Raw genomic sequence first — 20,937 nt, forward strand, 5'->3', positions numbered from 1 at the left:
AGAGGGCAATCGGCCGCGCTTCCGTCGAAGCGATCAGGAACAAACACCAGTTGAGAACGGCTGAGGAAAGTGGGCCTCTCGTGCGTATCTGCCTGCGGAACGCCGAGCGGCCCGGCCGTCCCATCGGCGTACCAGCACGTCACGACGGTCAGTGGGACGATACTGGCGGGCACGACCGGCACCCCCGATGACCGGCATCCCCCGACGACCGGAATCCGCCACCGGATTCCCTTAGGAGCCAACCGCATGAGCACAACAGCCCAGATCGGCGTCACCGGACTCGCGGTCATGGGTCGCAACCTGGCCCGCAACTTCGCCCGCAACGGTTACACGGTCGCGGTGCACAACCGGACGGCGTCGCGTATGCACGCCCTGGTGGAGGAGTTCGGCAGCGAGGGCGACTTCGTCGCAGCCGAGACCGCCAAGGAGTTCGTGGCCGCGCTGGAACGGCCGCGCCGGCTGGTCGTCATGGTGAAGGCCGGCGACCCGACCGACGCGGTGATCCAGGAGTTCGCCCCGCTGCTGGAGCCCGGCGACATGATCATCGACGGCGGCAACGCGCACTTCGCGGACACCCGGCGCCGGGAACGCGAACTGCGCGAGCAGGGCATCCACTTCGTCGGCATGGGCGTCTCCGGCGGTGAGGAGGGCGCGCTGCTCGGCCCGAGCATCATGCCGGGCGGTCCCGTCGAGTCGTACGACTCCCTCGGCCCGATGCTGGAGAAGATCTCCGCGAAGGCGGCCGACGGGTCGCCGTGTGTGACGCACGTCGGTTCCGACGGCGCCGGGCACTTCGTGAAGATGGTGCACAACGGCATCGAGTACGCCGACATGCAGCTCATCGGTGAGGCGTACCAGCTGCTGCGCGATGTCGCCGGGTACGAGCCCGCGCAGATCGCGGAGATCTTCCGCACCTGGAACACCGGCCGCCTGGACTCCTACCTGATCGAGATCACGGCCGAGGTGCTGTCCCATGTGGACGCGGCGACCGGCAAGCCGTTCGTGGACGTGGTGGTGGACCAGGCCGAACAGAAGGGCACCGGCCGCTGGACCGTCCAGATCGCCCTCGACCTGGGCGTCCCGGTCTCCGGTATCGCAGAGGCGGTCTTCGCCCGTTCCCTGTCCGGGCACGCGCCGCTGCGCGAGGCCTCGCGCGGGCTGGCGGGCCCGAAGGCGTCGGCGCTGAGCGAGGCCGAGGCGGGCGCCTTCGCCGACCGGGTGGAGCAGGCGCTGTACGCGTCGAAGATCGTGTCGTACACCCAGGGCTTCCACGAGATCGCCGGGGGCAGCGAGGAGTACGACTGGAACATCGACCTGGGTGCCGTCTCGGCGATCTGGCGCGGCGGCTGCATCATCCGCGCTGCCTTCCTGGACCGTATCCGCGCGGCCTACGACACCCGCGCCGATCTGCCCAGCCTGCTCTCCGACGAGACGTTCGCCCGGGAGATCGCGGGCGCCCAGGACGACTGGCGCGAGGTCATCGTCGCGGCGACCCGGCAGGGCGTCCCGACGCCGGGCTTCGCGGCGGCTCTCGCCTATTACGACGCCCTGCGCGCGGAGCGGCTGCCTGCGGCGCTGACGCAGGGACAGCGGGACTTCTTCGGTGCGCACACCTACCGGCGGGTGGACCAGGACGGGTCGTTCCACACGCTGTGGGGCGGGGACCGGTCTGAGGTTTCGGCCTGACGACCACCTGGGTCAGCGGCAGCTGGGTCGGGTGGTTCCGGCGCGCGGGCGGGGCGGGGCGGTGAGTGGCGGCTGTTTGCGCCCACGCGGAGGAGCCGCACACTGATACGGCCCCGGGCTCCTGGCCCCTGGCCCCTGGCCCCAAGGGAGTCGCGGTGGGCGGCGTTGGTTCGTCGCCCACCGCCCTGGCGTTCAGGTGAGCGGTGGTCCCGGCTCCGGGGTCGGGACCGGCTCCGGGCCCGGAGGGACCGGGGACGGGGAAGGGTCGGGGGTGGGGGTAGGAGCAGGGCTCGGGTCCGGAGCCGGGGGCGTGGGCGGTACGGGGTCGGGGGTGGGGCGCGGGTCCGGGGGCTGGGGATCCGGGCCCGGGATGGGTCCCGGTCCGGGGCCCGGGGTGGGTCCGGGGTGGACAGGATCGGGGGCGGGTCCGGGGTGGACGGGGTCCTGGTACGGGTTCGTCATGGCGTCCTCCGGCCAGTCGGTCCCAGTCGGTCGACATGGGCTCTGGACTACTGCCCCGCGTACCCGACGGCGGCGCCACCACTCACTCCCCCGCGTGAAGCACCTGGCCCGGGTGGCCCGCCCGGCGTACGTGAGCCTCCGCTGCCCCGACCCGCCGCACGGCTCCCAGGGCTCACACTCCCGCGCCCACCGCTGCCGCCGCCCCCGCCGCCAGTCCCGGGCGGGGGCTGGACAGGACGGGGATCGCGGTGGTCGTCAGATGCTGGGCCGCGGTCATGGACGCCTGGGCGAGGACGATCGCGTCGGCGTCGGTCACCGCGTCGGCCGCGGCGGACACCAGGCGCAGATGGCCCTGCGTGTCGCCCGTCTCGAAGCGCTCCCAGGCATCCTGGACGAGACGGGTGCGTACGACGACAGGGCGGCCGGCGCGGCGGGCCTCCTCCTCGATCAGGGCGATGGTCGGGCCGAACGTGCTCTCGACGGTGGCGAGGACGACGACCCGCGGGCCGAGGGCCACCGCGGCGGACGCCATCGGGCGGTCCACCCGCAGCACCGGCACGTCGATCCGGGAGGCGGCCGCCTCCGCGACCGCGCCGATGGTCGAGCAGGTGCACAGCACGGCCCGTGCGCCGAGGGCGGCCGCCCTCTTCAGCGCGGCGCGCACATCACCCGCGACCGCTTCCGAGCCCTCGACGCGGGCCCGGCTCAGCAGTTCCCGGTCGACGAGGTGCCGCAGTTCCAGACCCGGGTGGTCCGCGTCGCGCAGGGCGTCGAAGACCGGCACGTGCAGGGGCGAGGTGTGCAGGAGGGCGAGCATCAGCAGGTCCGCGGGATCAGAAGCGGCCGGGGTGCGCCGCCAGCCATGCCTTCGCCGCGCGCTGCAGGGCGGGGTCGGCGGCCGGTGCCTCGTCGGGGTGGCGTTCGGCCCACTTGACGACGTACGGGCACAGCGGGGCGACGACGACACCCTCCCGCTGCGCGATGCCGTACAGCTCACGCGCCAGGGAGCCCGCGATGCCCTTTCCCTCGTGGGCCGGCTCGACGATCGTGTGGACGGGGACGAGCGCGGTCGCCGGGGACTCGAGGACGAAGTACTCGATGCGGCCGACGACTTCGCCGCCGCCGATCGCCTCGAGCCGGCCCGCCGCCCGGTCGTCGCGGATCTCGATGTCGCTCATGGGCACGCTCCTGGTCCGGAAATCGGGGTCAGGCCACGACGGCCTGCGGGCTGCGCTGCTGATCCGAGCCCGGCACCGGCTCCGACGGGTCGGCCCCCAGGGCCACGACCCGGTTGTCGCGGTCCACGTGCACGACTCGGGGTGTGTGGTCCCGTATCTCGGCGTCGGTCATCTGAGCGTAACTGATGATGATCACCAGATCTCCGGGACGGACGAGATGGGCGGCGGCCCCGTTGATCCCCACTACCCCGGAACCGCGCTCGCCCTCGATGACATACGTCTCCAGCCGGGACCCGTTGGTGATGTCGACGATGTGCACGAGCTCACCCGGCAGCAGATCGGCGGCGTCGAGCAGGTCCGCGTCGATGGTCACCGATCCCACGTAGTGCAGGTCGGCCTGGGTGACGGTGGCGCGGTGGATCTTGGACTTGAACAGAGTACGCAGCACTTTGGACTCCTAGAAGACGGCTCCCCGCCAGCTTTCTGCAGGTCAGGGGCGTCCCTCACTGTACATCGGCATGCCTTCGACTCGGAGACCTCCAGGAAAATCGTGCGTTGCTGTGACCAGGCTTCCCGCCTGCGCATTTCTGCACCAGCCAGGCTGCCGCGAAGCCACCGACCAGGCGCACGCGCGAGGAACCGTACGGGACTGATGCTGAGTGGATGCTGACTTACCTGACGTCTCATCAGGCATGTTGAGAGTCGGCGGCATTTGGCCTGGTAAGCGGTAACTGAGCACCGACGCCCTCGGCCTGGTCCCGACTTGCGCCAGGTCCTCCCGCTCGGCTGCCTCGAGTTCGTAACGGGCGAGGGCTGTGCCCCCGGGAGGAAAGTCAAGAAGGCTCCGGCTCCTCCCTTGCGCCGAATTCGACGATGAGACTTCCGGACTGTTTGATCCCGGCGAGCATGACGTTTCCGTTCGGGCGGATGCGCAGTTGGTGCAGCGGATCGGGAACGAGACGCAGGACAGGATTGGAGTCTACCGCGAGTCCTGATACCACTACGAGGAAGAACTCGGCTCCCGAGACCGCTCGTTCGCATTCCTTAGCGGTGAGGGTCACCGTGTCCTGCTCGGGTCCATAGGTCGTCTTCAACTCATAGAACCGATCGAGCGCGTCCACGGCATCGGCGCCCACGCCGTGCTGGTGCCGTAGATCGCGCAGCCACTCCGGTTCCTGCTCCGTGCCCAGAACCATGCGCAGGAGGTCCAGAGCCACTTTCTCCTGGCGGTCGATGTTGGGGGCAGGGGGAACCAGACGTGGTGCGGGCACGGTCGGTGCGTAGGCAGGCGGGGTGAGGCGGGCTCTGACGGATGCACCTCCGCCAGCCGCGGGCACACCACCAGCGGATGGCAACGCCTGGGTGGTCCGGCGAATGCCGGTGATGCGGAGGGCTGCCGGATCGACGAATTCTCGCGGTGCCGAGACCGGGACGGCCGGGGCCAGGCGGCCAGAGACCGAGGGCAGGGGTGTCGACGCGGGCGACCTGCCACCTGCCTTGTTCTGAGCCGTCTTGACTTCTGTCTCCAGCGCAGCAAGGCGTTGGGCACGCTTGGCATCAGTCGCCGCCTGGTCCTGCGCGACCCGCTCCTCGGCCAGCTCGAGCCGCACCGCCTCTCTTCCGCGCTCCGCCTCGTCGTAGGCGGCCGCCCAGGAGTGGGCGACCTGCCGCCGGTCCTCGGTGAAGCGAGTGGCGATGGCCCGGCCTGCCTCAGACGGTCGCCTCAACAACTCCCGGTCCACCGTCCATAGTGTGCGAGAGTCCCGGTCGAGGGCGGTACGCACCGGCCCCCGCACCGGTTCCCCACCGGGGAGGGTGACCAGACACTCCAGCGACGAGGTGATCCGCACCTCGACCTCGGCCAAGTCCTCCCACGGGCAGTCGAGGGATCCCGCGACGGCGACGGCGTTGCGCTGCAGGTCCTCGCGGAGCAGATCCAGCGCGTGACGCACGAGGTCGGTTGCTTCCTTGTCGACGGGCGCGTCCTCCGCGGGGCGGAAAGTAATGTCCGCCGCTCCCAGCTCGGTCACCCGCAGGCATCTGAGGAGCGCCGTAAACTGTTCGAGTTCCCCGCCCGGCAGCCACACCGAGATCCGCGAGCCCAGCGCCTCGGTCAACGTTGCGTCGGCCGCGTAGACCGGGCGCTTACTGGTCCATCCCCGGCTCGTGCGCAACGGCAGTCTCCCCACGAGAGAGGCGGTCATTCTCTCTGGGTGTTCGCGGGCCGTTCGGGCAAGCATCTGCAGGGTCTGGAGCATCACGGTCTCGGCTTCGGCGTCGACCGGCGCCCGCGCGCCTCGCTCCTCCCTCGCCTCGCGGGCCACCTCCCTGACGACCCGTACTGCGTCCTCCACACCGGCCTGCGGAACCGCGAGGGTCTCCCAGAGGGCGTCACTGCCCTTGAACGACGGCGCGAAGGCGGCCCACCGGCCGAAGACCGGGAGGCCGCGGAAGCAGTCGCTCGGCCGGCGCCAGCCCAGTGACGTGAGAATCAGTCCGCGGCCCTGCCCGAAGGCACGCACGACAGTGGCGGTCACCTGTGCGGCGTCCTTGCCCCGGTGTGCGGTCAGTCGCTCGGCGAGCGCCCGGTAGAGGAGCTGCGCCGCCGGATGGTCGGGGGCTTCGGTTTCCCGGGCGCGCAGTCGGCGCAGCGCCTCCAGGAGGTCGGCGACACCCGGCTCGCCGGTGACGCCAAGAGCGACCAGCACCTCTCCTCGTCTGCCGACCGCCTGCTGGAGGTCGGGGTGCAGGAATCCGGCACTGTCCGCACCGAAGACGGCGACGGTACTGGTCGTGCGCTCGCGCAGGCCGCGGGGAGCCGCCGGTGCGCCGTCCTGGTTGTCCAGCCACGCCGTGGTCTTCAACTGCCACAGCCAGAAGCCGTCCGTCTCCCCGCAGGGGTTCCATGTGTGGTAGTCCCGGACAGCGCGGACCTTGTGGTGCTCGGACAAGGCGCCCCAGTTGCGTCCCAGCACCCGCAGCAGCGCGGAGGCCCGTCGGCGTCGTACTGGCCCGTCTTTCTCGGCGGCGATGTCATGGACGACGGCCATCAGGTCAGGGCTGTCGCAGTCCTCCAGGGTGTAGGTGGCCGATTTGTTCCGTAGGTCCTGCGACCTCTCCGCAGGGCCGCCCAGGACCTGGGCCGGCAGACCCTCGCTCGGGGACGAAGCGGTGAACCGGTGCTCGATCCCGGGGTGCGGCCGCAGCCGCGGTCCCTTTTCGGCACCGAGCAGGTGGAAGAACGCTCGGGCGCCCAGGCCCGTCCCCGCCCCGGGCAGGACCTGGGCATAGCGGGGCCGCAGCCACGTCAGGCCGGTGGCGGTACCTGCGGCCGTCTCGAAGCTGTCCTCCCGGTCCACACTGTCCAACCCGGCCGGCAGGTAGGCATCCGCTGGTCTGACCTGTACGTCCTCCCTACGACCGCCGGGCCCGAACCGGCGGCCGTGCAGCAGGACGGCGCGGCCCACGTCCTTGCCCAGCCGCTGGCGCTCCTTCGCGGGGACGCGCAGAAACCCCTCGCGCAGCGCTACCAGTTGGTCGTCGTCCAGGACCAGAGGCGCGATGTCCTTTCGGGCGCCACGGGCGGCGAGCTGGCGGATGGCGGGCACCGGATCCGCGCCCGTGACGAAGACCTGCTGTTCGCTCAGCCATGCACGGACTCGGGCCGCTTCCCCGGTCTCGGCGACGAAGGTCGGGTGCAGCACGTGGCTGAGCCCGAGCACCTTCGCAAGCCCCTGCGCCTTGTCAGTGAAGAACTCCGCGGCTCCGAACCAAGGCACCTGGTGCCGTGCTCCGGAGAGGTCCACCAGCCACTTGTGCCATCGAAGCTTCTGGGTCTCGCCCTCGGCGATAGCTACGGAAGCGAGTGCGACCGTCGCCTCCGGGCTTCGGGACGCATCTCCGAGGAGCGCGTCCACAGCCATCGGGACGGTGACGGTCCCGGGCGCGGCACCGTCGTGTTCGGCCCAGTCCTCGAGCACCTCCTGCCATCGCCCCTCCATATCCCGCGCCGCCGGAGGTAATACGGCCGTGCGGCCGGCCACCTGCGCGATCTCTGCCTCCGAGAGCGCTGGCAGAAGCACCTCGTCACCAACGGCGAGGTCGGCGATTTCGAGGTCACCGTGGAGCGGCGTCCGCAGGCGCAGTTCGTACGACACCCTCGCGCGCGCAAGGGTCAGGAACCGCTGCTCCAGGTCGCGTACAGGTCCCTTGGGCGACCGGACGTTGTGCGGCAAGGGCAGGCACCGCCAGGCCGCGGTCGGGTCCAGCCGAAGCTGTCGCACCATGACGGCGGCCCAGAGGTCGGCCAACAAGGGAAGCAGCGCCTGGTTCCACGGGGTGTCGTTGAGATGCTGACGGCTCGGGTTCGGATCGAACTGGGCGCCGACCCGGAGCGGAAGTCCCAGCTCGGTCACGGGCAGTCCGACATGCACCTGCCCGGCAGCCTCGTCGCCCGCGCCCTCGTGCAGCGGGATCGCGACGGCAAGGCCGGTCGATTCACCCGCGGCCTTCCGAATCCGCGGCACGTCCGGCGGGCTCGGCACGGTGGCACGGCTAACCTGCCAGGTCATGCCGCCAGATGACCGGGCCGTGCGCACGTCGATCACGGTGTCCCGGCCGCCGATGACGGCCTCGTAGGTGTCGGGTTCGCCCCACTCCAAGGCGAGGCGGCTGTGTACGTCGCCGCCCTCCCGTTGATGCTCGACCGTGCGCACGTGGTCGAGGAAGAGCAACGCCTCGTCACCCCATGCGGCAAGCCAGTCGTCGACATCCTGCCCCCGCACATCGGCGGGGGTGGCGAGCGGGATGCGCAGGACCGTCCAACCGTCGTCGGCGAACCAGGAGGGGACCGGGAAGGGGTCGGCGAGGGACACGTCGGGGTCCCCGATCCGGACGCGGTAGAAGCCGCAGAAGATCTCCAGGACCGGGGACAGCCGCCGGAGGGTCATGAGCCCGATGCCGAACCGACCGGTGGCGTCGGGGTCGTCGTCCTTGCTCGTCAGCGACGGCATGGCTAGCGCCATCACATCGGTCAGCCGTACCGGACGCCCGTCGTGCGCTACCAGCAGCTCCGTGTCACGTACGAAAATCCTGACCTGGTTCGCCCCGAGGTCGTCGGCGTTCTGCACGATCTCGGACAGCCCCTGCAGTGGGTCGGTCGAAAGGTCCCCGCCGTTGTCTCGCTGCCGACGCAGCCCATACCGCATCTGTCCGGGCAGCTCCACGAACAGACGCCCGAGCCGCTCTACGGCCGCACATGTCGCTTCGGGCCCAACCGGTTCCACCGCCTCCGCCCCGCCCGCCAGCCCCTCCCGGTTCATGAGTTCCTCGGCCGCCCAAATCGCCTGCTCCACCTCGGCCGCCGTCGACCCGCCTCGCTCAGCGGTCACCCCCGCCCCCTTGCTGTGGGATCCACGGTTACCGATCGTAGATCGTCGAGGAGGAGGAAGGGGCGGAAACGGTGGTCGGCGTGACCCCGTCGATTCCCGCGTCCGACCGCTTCGTTGTGTCTGCCATACCAGTCCGTTCGCACAGGTACGAGGATCATGGTTCCGCCTCAAGCTGCCCCGGGCTCGTCGTACTGAAGGCGGCAGCGCAGCGTGCCGCCTACTGGGACGGCCGCTATCCCTTGGCCGTGGACTTTCGACACTCCTCCGCCACGACGACCACATCCCCTGCTGTCACGGACTGCACGCAAGATGCAACACGTAGTACCTTTGTCTGCCTCAGCGTCAGGAATGACCTTGCCGCAACTAGGCGTATCGGCTTGCAGCCCCTAGTGCGGTGAGAGCGATGGGGGGACATCGTGGGTGCCGCGCCGCGTTTCATGGCCGCGAAGGCACGTCCGTTACCAGTACTCATACTGGCGGACGTGAGTGGGAGCATGGGGGAACCCCAAGAGAAGATCGATGTGCTCAACGAGTGCATCCGTCGCATGCTCGACGATTTCGCCACGGCCGACATCGGGCGAGGCACCATCCACGTCGGAGTGATCGCCTTCAGCCGCGATCGGGCTGAACTGCATCAGAACATGGTGCCCGCGGCCGATGCGTCCTGGACCGACATGGAGGCCCGAGGTGGCACCCCGCTCGGTGCCGCCCTCGAGCTCGCCGACGCGGTACTGCGTGACGAAGCAGCCGTCCCCACCAGGTCCTTCTCTCCCACGCTCGTTCTCGTGTCCGACGGCATGCCCACCGACGAGTGGGAAGAGGCCCTTGACCGGTTGCTCGAATCCCCCAAGGGTTCCAGAGCCAACCGGCTGGCGGTCGCCATCGGTCCCGACATGACCGAGCAGGCAAAAGCCGTACTGCGCCGTTTCGTCAGCGACGAGGCCAACGGGGTTTTCGAGGCACAGGACGTCGGACGCATCCAGCAGTACTTCCGCTGGGTCACGGTCACCGTCACCCAGCAGGCTCGAAGTACTCGTCCGGACCGGGCGCCGGTACTGAGCCCCGACGACTTGTCCGACTTCGGCGCCTGAACCGGCGGGACGCGGCGAGAGGAAAGGCACCCCCGTGGCATCGCGCTGGGATCTCGGCGGCCTGCTGCGGCCCGTCGAGGACGAGTACCACCAACTGTGGTCACTGTCCCACTCGATCGGAGCCGGCGGCCAGGGCGAGGTATGGCTGGCCCGAGGCGGACGAACCGCCGTCAAAATGATCACTGCTCCGACTCAGGAAGCAGCAGAGGCTGTACACGTTCGGCTGCGCCGCATCCAGCGCCTTCCGTTGGACGGTGTCCCGCTGGCCGGCGTGCTCGCCCTGCTCGCCCCGCCGAAGCTCGGTTATGTCATGGAACTGGCCGACGAGATGGTTCCGTTGGACACCTTGTGCGTCCCCGACGAGGAGGACCTGGCAGCCTGGTATGTGCGCACCGGGGGTCTGGAACGCCGACTGCGGCTGCTGGCCAAACTTGCGGACGCCGTCGCCCGGCTCCACGCCCGTGCCATCGTGTACCAGGACCTGTCCCCCTCCAACGTGCTGATTTCCGCCGCTGTCGAGCAACAGGAAGTCCGTCTCATCGACGTGGACAACCTCGGTCTGGCCTCGACCGTCGGATCCGCGCCGGTACACACCCCCGGATACGGGGCGCCTGAAATCGTGTCGGGTCGCAGCGGAGCCACCACACTGGCCGACGCACACGCACTCGGCGTGCTGATCTTCGAGACCCTCACGGCAAGTCACCCGTTCCGGGGCGACGAGGTGCTGGACTCCGACCCCGCCTACCAAGAGGAGTACGCAGACCGGTTCCGCCTGCCATGGATCGACCACCCCACCGACCGCACCAATGAGTGCACTCTGGGCATCACACCACGGCAGGAACTCCTGTCCGGTCAACTGTGGGACCTGGCCTCACAGTGCTTCGTGGACGCCGTGGCCAATCCCATCCTCCGGCCGTCGGCTGCCCGGTGGGCCGCGGCACTGCACTCCGCTGCGGGACAGACCGTCGAGTGCCCGGAGTGTGGATGGACCTACCGTGCCTCCGCACCCTCCTGCCTCGCCTGCCGGAGGCCCCGCGACCGTGTCTGGGTGCTGCGCCACGGACTGACCGGTCCGGTGGGTACCGAGCCGCAGGACCGATCGGGGAGCACTGACGACACCCCTGGTGTCCAGCTCTCGGAGGTTCCTCTGCCCGACTTCACCGCACTGCGTCCCGGCGGCGAGACGACTCTGACCGCCCGGCACACCTCACCCGCCCCGGATCGACCTGACGCGGTAGTCGCGCGGCTGCGGCTTCACAGCCAGGACGCCACCGTGCTGAACCTCTCCCGTGACAACCTCTGGCTGGACCGTCAAGACGGACGGCCATGGCGGGAGATCGGTCAGGGAAGCCAGGCAACCGTGCCTGTCGACGGCCGTGGCTGGACGATTCACTTCGGGAGACAGGGTGCGATCCACCGCTGGGTACGTCTGATGGCTGTGGAGGCGAGCAGGTGAGCGTTCGCCCCAGGGGGCCGGTCATGCCCGCCCGTATGCCAGGAGAGCCAGTCTTCGTGTCCTTCCTCTGGCGCCGAGTGCCGCAGGAGTTCGTCGACCGGATCATTCCCGATGGCAGCGAGGTCCGCTTCTACCGTCGCCCCACAGGCCAACTCGACCTGGTCACCGACTTCGCCACGTTCGGGGTCAAGCCGGCGAGTCCCGAGGACGAACGGAGGCTCGACGAAGTCGAGGCAGCCGGTAGCAGTTGTGTGACGGTCACTGCGCATCCAGCCCGGCCGAAGCCGCCTGCGCCCGCCGCACCGCCCCGGCGCCGCACCGGTAGTCCGCATCCGCCCGCGTCGCCGGCTGGCGAACCCTTCACCTTGCGCGTGCACATCTATGCCCCCGCCGTAGGACTCGCTGTGCCGCTCAGCACCGGCCTGCTGCTCGACGTCGACGACGCCGTTGTGGAGGACGCCACCAAGTACGCGGACCGCGCGGACACCGCCAACGTCGGGGCCGTCATGGAGTTCATGAGGCGAGAGCTCTTCCTGGAACCCCGCCCCGGGGCGCCGGCCGACGCCAGGCGCATGGTGGTCTCAGCCGGACCAGCTGGTGGCTTTGCGGTCGGCTTCCGGGTGCACGGACCAGGGCTCATGGCCGACGTCGAGAAAAACAGCGCCGGCTACCGCATTGTGCGCCTGCTCAGCTCGGTCCACGATCAGCGCGGCGCCGGCCAGAAGGCACTGGCCGTCGGGTCGATCGACTTCCGCGACATGACCGCCAGACAGCGAGACCGGGAGAGAATACAGCGGGGCCTCGACCTGGTGGCCAACCAGAACGGTTACCTGGCCATGTGGGACAGGTACCAAGAGCTGGAGGCCCGCCACATCAGAGGCCGGATTCGCGATTTCGGGATCATCCGCTACACCAAGGTCAAGGTCGAGTCCGATGGCCGCTGCGTGTTCACGGTGGACCTCGACCGGGCACTGCCGCGGACGCGAGCGGCCCTGGAGAACACGACAGCTACCGAACGCGTAGAGATCGAGGCAGCAACAGACGTTCCGGCCTCCGTGACAGACTCCGCGATGACCGACCGGGAGTGGCTGGTCGCTTCCCGGGCGCAGAAGGTACGTGCCTGGATCGGCGAACCGCTCGGGTATGACAGCGTCACCGAGACCCTGAGACTCGCCGCGACCCTCAACGACCAGAAGGACCCGCCGCCCCAAGGCTGGCTCTACCTGGCACACCGCGGCGATCAGCGCCGTCTCGACCGGCGCGAGCAAGCCATGCAGAAGCTGCGCACCGACGGGACACACATTCCCGCGCTACCGACGCTGCTGGAGGGGGGTTCCTGGCCTCAGCCGGCACGACGCCGGATCACGAAGATCTCTCCTTCCGCGCTCAGCTGCTTCGCTCCCCACGGCCCGACGCCGGCCCAGCGGGAGGCAGTGCTCACCGCGCTCAACACCCCCGATGTCGCGATCATCCAAGGACCGCCTGGCACGGGCAAAACGCAGGTGATCGCCGCTCTGGTCAATCAACTGGGTGATCTCGCCCAGGGCGGAGAGGTGGCCGGCAGCACCCTGTTGACGAGTTTCCAGCACGCGGCGGTGGACCATCTGGTCACGCGAGGCTGGGTCTTCGGGCTGCCGCCGCTCAAGGTGGACTCCCGCGGCCGGGGCAGCAAGGTCGCGCTGGACACCTGGCGCATCGACGCTGCCCGCGCCGCCGACCTGCGGCTACGTGAGCGCCCGGTGGGAGAGCATCTCGCTGCTCGGCGAGCAGCCGCCGAACTGGCCGCCACCTACAGGGCGGCACCCGTACCGCCCGAGTTCCTGCCCCAATTCCTCGACCAAGTACTCACCCAGCTCGGAGACATATCCGACCCCTCACTGGTCGGCGAGCTCCGCAGCCTCAGAGACGGAGCCGAGAGGAATCGCACTCGGGCCGCCGCCATGGCCGACCCCGACCTGCGCTCGGACCTCCTCCCCTACATCCGGTCGCTGCGCTGCACGGTGACCGGGTTCGAGGACGACGGGCCCCGCACGGCTCGAGCACTGCTGACACGGCTCGACCTCACAGACTCTCCGCTCTTCGACGGCATCTCCTACCAGGAGTCGCTGCGTACAGCGGCCAGAACCGCTTCACCAGAGCGGGAACTCCTTGGCTCTCTCGCCACGTTGCGCGACACCCTGCTCGACCGTCTCACCGCACGCGTTCGGCTGCCAGAAGTCACCGTGGCCAATCCCGCGATCGCCGACCTCCTCGACCGGTTCGCAGCACAACTCGCGGAAGCGGTGACCCGGTCACCCGACGCCATAGCCGCGGCACTGCTCGATTACCGGGACGACCTGCGCAGCGATCCGGAAGGCGTCGACGACACCCTCCGCGCCTACACCGTCTCGCTGGCCTCGACCTGCCAACAGGCCGTATCCAAGGCCATGGTCGATCTCGGCCGTCAAGACGGGGGCTTCGAGTCGGTCGTCGTCGACGAGGCTGCCCGGGCCAACCCGCTGGATCTCCTCATCCCCCTCGCTCAGGCCCGCCGTCGGATCGTGCTGGTCGGCGATCACGCCCAGCTCCCCCACATGCTGGAACCCGACGTGGAGCGCGAGCTGGGCTCGCTCGGCGAGGACGTCCGCGACCGGCTACAGGAAAGCCTCTTCCAGCGATTGGCACGGCAGTGGGAGCACGGTTCGTCCGACGGACATCGCCGGTTCGTCCGTCTCGACACCCAGTTCCGCATGCACCCGGTGCTCGGCAGCTTCGTCAGCGACAACTTCTACCAGGGGAAACTGCGCAACGGCCGCGAAGCGCCCGACTTCACCCACGGAATCGACCGCTACGGTGAGGTCCCCGCGGTGTGGCTTCCCGTGCCCCTGTCCGCGGGCGGCGAAACGCAACGGGGAGCGAGCCGCACGCGGCACGCTGAAGCCGCTGTCATCGCGGCGGAGATCGCCGCGCTGATCGAGCGGCATCCGAACATGACGTTCGGCGTCATCTCGTTCTACGCCGCGCAGGTCACCGAGGTGTGGAAGGAACTGAAGAAGGCCGGGCTCGCCGAGTTCACCGATGCGGGCGGATGGCGCCCCGTGCCCCGGCTGTGCCGTGACGAGGACGGCGCACCGCTCGACCGGTTACGAGTCGGCACCGTAGACGCCTTCCAAGGCATGGAATTCTCCGTCACCTATCTGTCCACCGTGCGCAGCTGCGCACCGGCCGCGCGAACCGATGTCAAGCGCGCCTACGGACACCTCACCGTCGCCAACCGACTGTGCGTGGCGATGAGCCGTCAGCAGCGGCTGCTCGCCGTCGTGGGTGACGACGACATGTTCGGGCCTGGCAGTCCCCAGGTGATCGCGCCCCTGGCCGCGTTCCTGGAGCTGTGTCGGAAGGGGGCGGACGGCCGTGTCGTTCGACCGTGAGACGCCCGTCTTCCAGCTGGCCTTTCCGCCCCGGAAGCGGTATCGGCCCGTTCTGCTGCCCGTGTGGGTTCACCAGGTGACGGCGCCGACCGGCTACTCCCGCACACTGGACGTCTTCCAGACCGTGGTGCTGCGTTTGTGCGCCGCCGGAGTGCGAGACGTTGGCGACCTGTCCCGGCTCATCGGCCTGGACACCGCCCTGAGCCGCACGGTGATCGCCCGGCTTGTGGAGGGGCGGCTGATGGAACCCGGGCTGAAGCTGACCGAGGCGGGGCGGCGTACCGTGGCCGAGGGAGAGGTGGCGGAGACGGACCCCCAGCTCGTCCGGATGTTCCAGGATCCGGCCACCGGGGTGCTGCTGCCTCGTATTTTGGTCGCCGATCCGGTACGAGCCGATGTGCGGGAGCATCGCGGCCGCTGGGTCACCATTCAGTTCGGCACCGCCGGTGCCTCCAGAGAGGTTGGCGCGCTGACGCTTCGGGCCGGCGGTTCCTCGTTGCGCCCGTCGGAGCGAGATGTGCTGGAAGCCTGCAAAAGCCACGACCTGGCTGCTCGTGGGCTTCGTGGTGGTTCCCGCGGTACGCCCGACGGCGTGGTGGCGGCTCGGCGGATCGGCTTCCATGGCACGGCGATCGCCGCCTACGTGGTGTGTTACGTCGTTGAGGACGACGATGGGTCCGGGCGTATGTGGACCGTCGAGGATCCGTTCGCGGTGGGTGACGGGCGCTACGTGGCGGATCTCCTGGTGGCCCGCGCCGAAAGCGACGAGCCTTTGGGCCGGCTGATCGACGGTTTGCTCGGCGGGAGCCGCCGCGACCGGACTGCCACCGCGCGCAGGGTCGACCAGGAGCTCGCCGAGGAGGCCCGCGCCGACGTCGTACGCATGCTCGGCGAGGAGATCCGGGACCACCCTGAGGTGCTGGCTCACCTCGCAGACATCGAGTTGGCGCTTCTCAAGGACACTGCGCGGGAACGCGAGAACGCCGCACGCAATGCGATCCGTGTCTTCGAGTGCATACTTCCCGGGCTCAACGACCGCTTCCCCGCCTGGCTGCCGCCCTCCAGGGAGCCAGGGGTACGGGAGCGCGCATTCGTCCTGACCGCCCAGCGCCTGGGCGCCGCCTCTGTGCCGCCGGAGATGCGCAGATACTGCAAAGCACCGGCCAGCGGGCTGGCCGGAGACATCATCAAGGCGGTCTGGGCGGCCGGAGAGAATCCGCAACATCCGTTCGTCACGTTCATCCGGCGACGCCCCACACTCCTAGAGGATCTCGACCGGTCACGAATACTGCGCAACAACGCGACCCACGGACCGACCGGTGCCCCGGCCCCGGACGAGCTTGAGCACATCCGGACCCTCGCGTACGAAGCAGCCCGCCACTTGCTCGGTCTGAGTGGTGGCCGATCCACGGACAGCGAGAAGGTGAACTGACGCCATGGGGAAGAGGCAGACGCGATCGCGTCAGAAAGGTAAGGGAGTGGTGTGGCCGGGCCAGCAGGCTGCCGCTTCCCAGCGCAGCGAGACCACCCGTGTGCGTCAGCCAGCTCCTGTGGCGCCCAGCACCACTTCGGGGAACAACGAAACCGTCGCGCTGCTGACGGAAATACAGCAGGTGGCGAGCGAGGCGCAGGTGGTCCTGGCGGCGGGTGACAAGACCGTCGACACGCACTCCGGCCTGGAACACGCGTGGCAGCTCTACCGCGCTCTCGCCAAGCGCCAGGAAGACGCGGCGAACGCCCTAACGGTACAGGCAGAGCGGCTTCAGGCAGAGCGGGAGGAGCTCGCTGCCGCGGCTGCCCGCCAGGCAGAGGACGCGGCTTCGGTGCAGGACGAACGCGCCGCCCTGGCCACGCGCACGGAGCTCCTCGACCGCAGGGAGCGTGATCTTTCCGACCGTGAGCGATCGGCGGAAGCGCAATTCGCCGAACGTCGTCTGGCAGCCGGCCGTGAGCTGGAGAGCTGGCTGGCGGAGCAGCGGCAGACGGCCGTGGACGCCCTCGACAGCGAACGCCGGGCCCGGCATGCGAGGTGGACCGAGGAGCAGAGTCGCCTGGCCGAGGCGCAGACGGTCCTGGACCAGAGGGAAAGCGAACTGACCCAGCGCGAGAGGGACCTGCGTTCCGCGCAGCTCCGGCTGGAGGACGAACGCGAGGACATCGTCCACCTCAAAGCCGCGCTCAAGGAACAACAGGCCAGCCGGGCGGAACGGTTCGAGGGCGAGCTGACGAGCCGCACCGGCCAGCTGGTCCAGCAACTGGAGGAGTACCGGCAGAAGGCGGCTGCCCTGGCCGAGGGCAACGAGCGCCTGGGCGCTCGGCTCAACGAGTACGAAAGCGCTCTGGCGTCCCTGGGCGGCATGACCTTGGAGCAGGTCGTCGAGCGACTTACCGAACTCCGCGCCGAGAACGCCCGCCTGCTGGAGGAGAGCGCCACGGCGCCACGGGCGGACGCGCGCATGCTCGAGCAACTGCGGCAGCAAGTCACGCAACTCATCGCCGACAACGAGGAACTGGTGCGGGAGCGCGGAGAACTGGAGTCCGCTCTGCAACGTGACCGTATCGCGGTCAACGAGCGCCAGAACTACCTGGAGATCAACAACTGGTTGAGTGCCGCCAACGGCCAACTGCAACAGCTCCTCAACGAGGAAGCAGCCAAACTCAACGCCACAGCCCAGGCCGGCAAGGACGGTCACGTGTTCCCGGCCTGCGCACGCATGGACCGGGAGTTCGGCACACCCGTGCCTTCCGATGCGCCCATGCCGGGCATGCCCGATCTGGTGCGCCAGATGCAGGCGGTCATCCGGCAGAAGGCCGGCCTTTCCTATCGCCTATCGGACCTGCGCCTAGTTCTGGCGGGCATGGCGATGAGCCGTCTCCATCTGTTCCAGGGCATCAGCGGCATCGGCAAGACCGGCCTGGCCCGGGCGCTGGCCGGCGCCTTCGGCAGTGACACCAGTGTCGCCGTGGTTCCCGTCCAGGCCGGCTGGCGCGATCCGCAGGACCTCATGGGTTACTACAACAGCTTCGACCGGGTCTTCTATGAATCGGAGTTCACCAAAGCCCTGTACCGCGCTCAGTGCCCCGCCTTCAAGGACAGGCCCTTCTTCATCGTCCTGGACGAGATGAACCTCTCCCATCCCGAACAGTACTTCAGCGGAGTGCTGTCGGCCCTCGCCATCAAGGACCGACCCAGACTGACGCTGACCACAGCACCGGTCGGAAACCCCGCCGACCTGATCATCGACGGAACGCACCTCGCCATTCCGGAAAACGTCTGGTTCATCGGGACGGCCAACCATGACGAAACGACCGTCGGCTTCGCCGACAAGACCTACGACCGGGCCTTCGTCCTGGAACTGCCCTGGCAGCACCCGGAGCTGCCGGTGACGCCGTGCGCACCGGCGCAGCCCCTCGGACTCGGACGTATCAGCCAGGCTTTCGGCGAGGCGCAGGCCACCTACGGCACACAGGCCGACGGCATCATCGATTTTCTCGACACCCTCTGGCGCAGGCGCTTCGCGGATGAGCTGCGCATCGGCTGGGGCAACCGGCTCGAGCTACAGATCAAGGAGTTCACACCAGTCGTGGTCGCCGCCGGAGGCAGCCCGGGGGAAGCGCTGGACCACCTGCTGGCCACACGCATCCTGCGCTCCGTCCGGGGGCGATACGACATCCATGCTGACACCCTCGACACACTGCGCACCGACCTTGTCGAAAGCCTGACACACTTCGACAGCGCTCACGAGCCGACGGCAACACAACGACTGCTGGACGACGAAATCCGCTCGCGCGGTCGGCGATGAGCCGGGAAGCGGCCGAGCCGGAACTCGGCTCTCTCCTCGTCCGCCATCTCCTTGCGGTGTCTGCCCGTCTCGCCGAGGAGGCCGCTACGCTCGACGACTGGCTGGCCATGCCGCCGATCATCCTCGACGTCACCGATGAGACGGAAGCCTTGACGGTGGAGGACGTCTTCGAGCGGGAGTCCGGTGCGTTGCGCACGGTATGCCACCGCCCGTACACGCGCCTGCGTACGGTGGAGGAAGTCCTGCCGACGTCCCAGGTGCGCTCGATCGCCGCAGGCGCGACGGCACGTCTGGCCGCCCACCCCGAGGACTGGGCCTCGCATACGCTCGCCGGTGTCCGGCCCAGCCGTCTGCTGGCCCGGCGCAGTGAGGAAAACGCCGACATCTACGAGAACCGGGTCGCGATCGCCGTCCTCAACGTGATGCGGTCGCATCTGCAGAAGCGCATCGCCAAGCTCAGGGACCTGAGCAGGATGGTGGACGATGTGCACGGCCTGCTCATGCCCTCGCAGGAAACTTCTTGGCGGGCCCGACGAGACCTAGCCAAACTGTTCAGGAACATCGAGGAATCCGGTCGACATCAGGCAGCCGCGGAGGTACGCCGACGGGCACTGGAATCCTCCCTCATGACAGTGGAGTTGATGCTGGGCTCGCCGCTGGCACGCGCGGTCGACCACCGCTCCGCACCGCCGCGCGAACTGCATCCGACGAACCTGCTGAGCAGTGATCCGCACTACCGCAGGGTGGCTCTGCTCTGGCAAGCCTGTACCGCGATCGAGACCCCGCGTCTCGGAGAAGCCGAAACGACCCGTCGGCGACAGGAGGTCCTCGGCGCCTTCGAGCGTTTCACCGGCCTCCTTCTGCTGCTCGCCTGCAAGCTGCTCCAGGCCGTCCCGGAAGCCGGCCAGCCGGTCCCTTCCCCCGGCTGCTCCACCCGTTTCCGCATGCGAGGCGAACTGCTGACGGTCACCTGGTCCCGGACGGGCGACTTCGTCCTTCACTGGCGCACGCGGCAGGTGCTCCGCGTCGTACCGATCGCGACCGACCTGTGCACGGCTCCCGACGCCTCCTCGGTCGCTGCGGCGATCACGGAGTCCCGCCGTGACCGGCCGAGCGCCGTGTGCGACAACGACCTGATCGTCTATCCAGGGCTGCTTCAAGCACGGCAGGACGCTGAGCCTGACGTCGTCCGGGCCTCCTATCGGATCGGTCGCCGCGACGGCGACGCGCCCGAGCGGCATGTCGACGTCGCTCCTCTGTCCCCTCTGGACATTTTCAGCGTCAGCCGCCTGCTGCGGGCCGTCCAATGGGCGACACTGGGTGCCGACGCGCGCGACTACCCCCACACCGTGCCCGTGCCCGCAGGCAATCGCTCCGCTCTGGCGGGCTGCGGCTGGCTCGAACCCCGGCACGACGGTGTCGCGGTCGTACGCGCCCCGAGCCAGACCGAGTTGGAGCGCCTCCCCGCTCGACTGAAACAGACCCTCAGGCGGCACGGCAGTGGCCGGGCAACCGAGCACGAGACCCGGGGATTGCGTGCCCTGTGTGCGGCGTTGGAAGAGGCGGCCGCCAAGACCGAACTGCTCGAAGTGTGCCCGGTGTGCGCCAAGACCGGACCTCAGCGCCAGACGGTCTTCGAGCCCCGTGAGGACGGCCTGTTCGCAGCGTCCTGCACCTCGTGCCGTACCAGGTGGGAGCTCCGTCGCTGCCTGGCCTGTGACGACACCTTCCCGTTGCTCAATCCGGACGGCCTTGCCGCTACCGGTGCCCCCGAACCCGACCTCGATCGCCGTGCCGGTGGGGTTCTCCTGGCGGTTCCGTGCTGGTCTGCGGAGCGCACCGGCCAGTCCGTCTGTCCCGCCTGCGGCACCTGCGGTGAGGCGGGACGAGTCACTTCCTGCCCGCGCGGCTGTTCGGCCCAGCCACCGCTCTGAACCGGGAAGGTGCGTCTATCCCTCGAACGGGCCGTGGCCCGGAATGCCTCGGCGCAGCACAGGCAGAACAGGATCGTCGCGGCGTCCGCTGGGCATGTGGTGTCACGTCAGTTCGGTAGAGTGGCCTCACCCTCCGCGCAGAAGCGCCCTCGGGACGGTTGCAGGCAAAGCACTCGCGCTGGACGGCCCCTGCGTCGTCCTCATCACCGACACCTACTACGGCCCACTCGACCGAGCCCGCTGGTCGGCACGGCTATGCGAGACCGTGAACGCTCTGGAAGCCGACCTGGTCTGCCACACTGGCGACATCGCGGACGGCACGGCCGCACGTCGCCGCGCGCAGGCCGCCCCGCTCGTACCGTGCGCGCGACCCGGGCTCGTGTAAACGTCACCGGCAACCACGAGTACTACAGCCGAGGCACAGGGCTGAGTTGTCGACGGTCAGGCAATTCCCCACGATCTGCATGATCAGCGTCATGTAATTCCCCACCCCTGCGATCACGACTCCCCATGGGGACAGCGAATCC

At 69.1% G+C, this 20,937-nt stretch carries 11 protein-coding genes and 1 pseudogene; 8 read left to right on the forward strand and 4 right to left on the reverse strand.

Features of this window, described 5'->3' with window-relative positions:
* Window positions 1–246: 246 nt before the first annotated feature.
* Window positions 247–1,686, forward strand: a complete 1,440-nt coding sequence (gndA, locus tag M2271_RS28010; RefSeq protein ID WP_280890125.1) for an NADP-dependent phosphogluconate dehydrogenase — start codon at window positions 247–249, stop codon at window positions 1,684–1,686.
* A 634-nt stretch (window positions 1,687–2,320) separates the two neighbouring features.
* Here the strand turns inward: gndA and M2271_RS28015 are convergent.
* The 4 genes from M2271_RS28015 to M2271_RS28030 form a co-directional block, all read right to left on the reverse strand.
* Window positions 2,321–2,965: an aspartate/glutamate racemase family protein gene (locus M2271_RS28015; protein ID WP_280890126.1), complete on the reverse strand. Its 645-nt coding sequence runs from the start codon at window positions 2,963–2,965 to the stop codon at window positions 2,321–2,323.
* A gap of 16 nt (window positions 2,966–2,981) precedes the next feature.
* Window positions 2,982–3,326: a GNAT family N-acetyltransferase gene (locus tag M2271_RS28020; RefSeq protein WP_280890127.1), complete on the reverse strand. Its 345-nt coding sequence runs from the start codon at window positions 3,324–3,326 to the stop codon at window positions 2,982–2,984.
* Window positions 3,327–3,354: 28 nt separating this feature from the next.
* Window positions 3,355–3,774, reverse strand: coding sequence for an aspartate 1-decarboxylase (panD, locus tag M2271_RS28025; protein WP_280890128.1), 420 nt, complete (start codon window positions 3,772–3,774; stop codon window positions 3,355–3,357).
* Between the two features lie 385 nt (window positions 3,775–4,159).
* The gene (locus M2271_RS28030) at window positions 4,160–8,716 is read right to left on the reverse strand and encodes a hypothetical protein (RefSeq protein ID WP_280890129.1); all 4,557 of its coding nucleotides are present in this window, start codon (window positions 8,714–8,716) and stop codon (window positions 4,160–4,162) included.
* Window positions 8,717–9,153: 437 nt separating this feature from the next.
* Between M2271_RS28030 and M2271_RS28035 the strand changes: the two genes are divergently transcribed.
* From M2271_RS28035 to M2271_RS28065, 7 genes and pseudogenes are all read left to right on the forward strand, one after another.
* Entirely contained in the window at window positions 9,154–9,807 is a 654-nt protein-coding gene (locus tag M2271_RS28035; protein WP_280890138.1) for a VWA domain-containing protein, read from the forward strand.
* A 34-nt stretch (window positions 9,808–9,841) separates the two neighbouring features.
* Window positions 9,842–11,263, forward strand: a complete 1,422-nt coding sequence (locus M2271_RS28040) for a protein kinase (protein ID WP_280890130.1) — start codon at window positions 9,842–9,844, stop codon at window positions 11,261–11,263.
* Window positions 11,264–11,298: 35 nt separating this feature from the next.
* The gene (locus M2271_RS28045) at window positions 11,299–14,673 is read left to right on the forward strand and encodes an AAA domain-containing protein (protein WP_280890131.1); all 3,375 of its coding nucleotides are present in this window, start codon (window positions 11,299–11,301) and stop codon (window positions 14,671–14,673) included.
* Window positions 14,657–16,105 (forward strand): hypothetical protein, encoded by a 1,449-nt coding sequence (locus M2271_RS28050; RefSeq protein WP_280890132.1) that lies wholly within the window; start codon window positions 14,657–14,659, stop codon window positions 16,103–16,105. Before M2271_RS28045 ends, M2271_RS28050 begins: the two co-directional genes overlap by 17 nt.
* 118 nt (window positions 16,106–16,223) lie before the next feature.
* On the forward strand, window positions 16,224–18,476 hold the full coding sequence (locus tag M2271_RS28055; RefSeq protein WP_280890133.1) for a hypothetical protein: 2,253 nt from the start codon (window positions 16,224–16,226) through the stop codon (window positions 18,474–18,476).
* A complete protein-coding gene (locus tag M2271_RS28060) occupies window positions 18,473–20,410 on the forward strand; it encodes a DUF2357 domain-containing protein (protein ID WP_280890134.1) in 1,938 nt (645 codons plus the stop codon). The genes M2271_RS28055 and M2271_RS28060 overlap by 4 nt, the downstream gene beginning before the upstream one ends.
* A 178-nt stretch (window positions 20,411–20,588) precedes the next feature.
* Window positions 20,589–20,824 (forward strand): annotated as a pseudogene (locus M2271_RS28065) (metallophosphoesterase); the annotation flags it as partial.
* Window positions 20,825–20,937 lie beyond the last annotated feature (113 nt).

Origin of the sequence: Streptomyces sp. LBL, from assembly GCF_029893585.1 — a bacterium.
GTDB lineage: Bacteria > Actinomycetota > Actinomycetes > Streptomycetales > Streptomycetaceae > Streptomyces.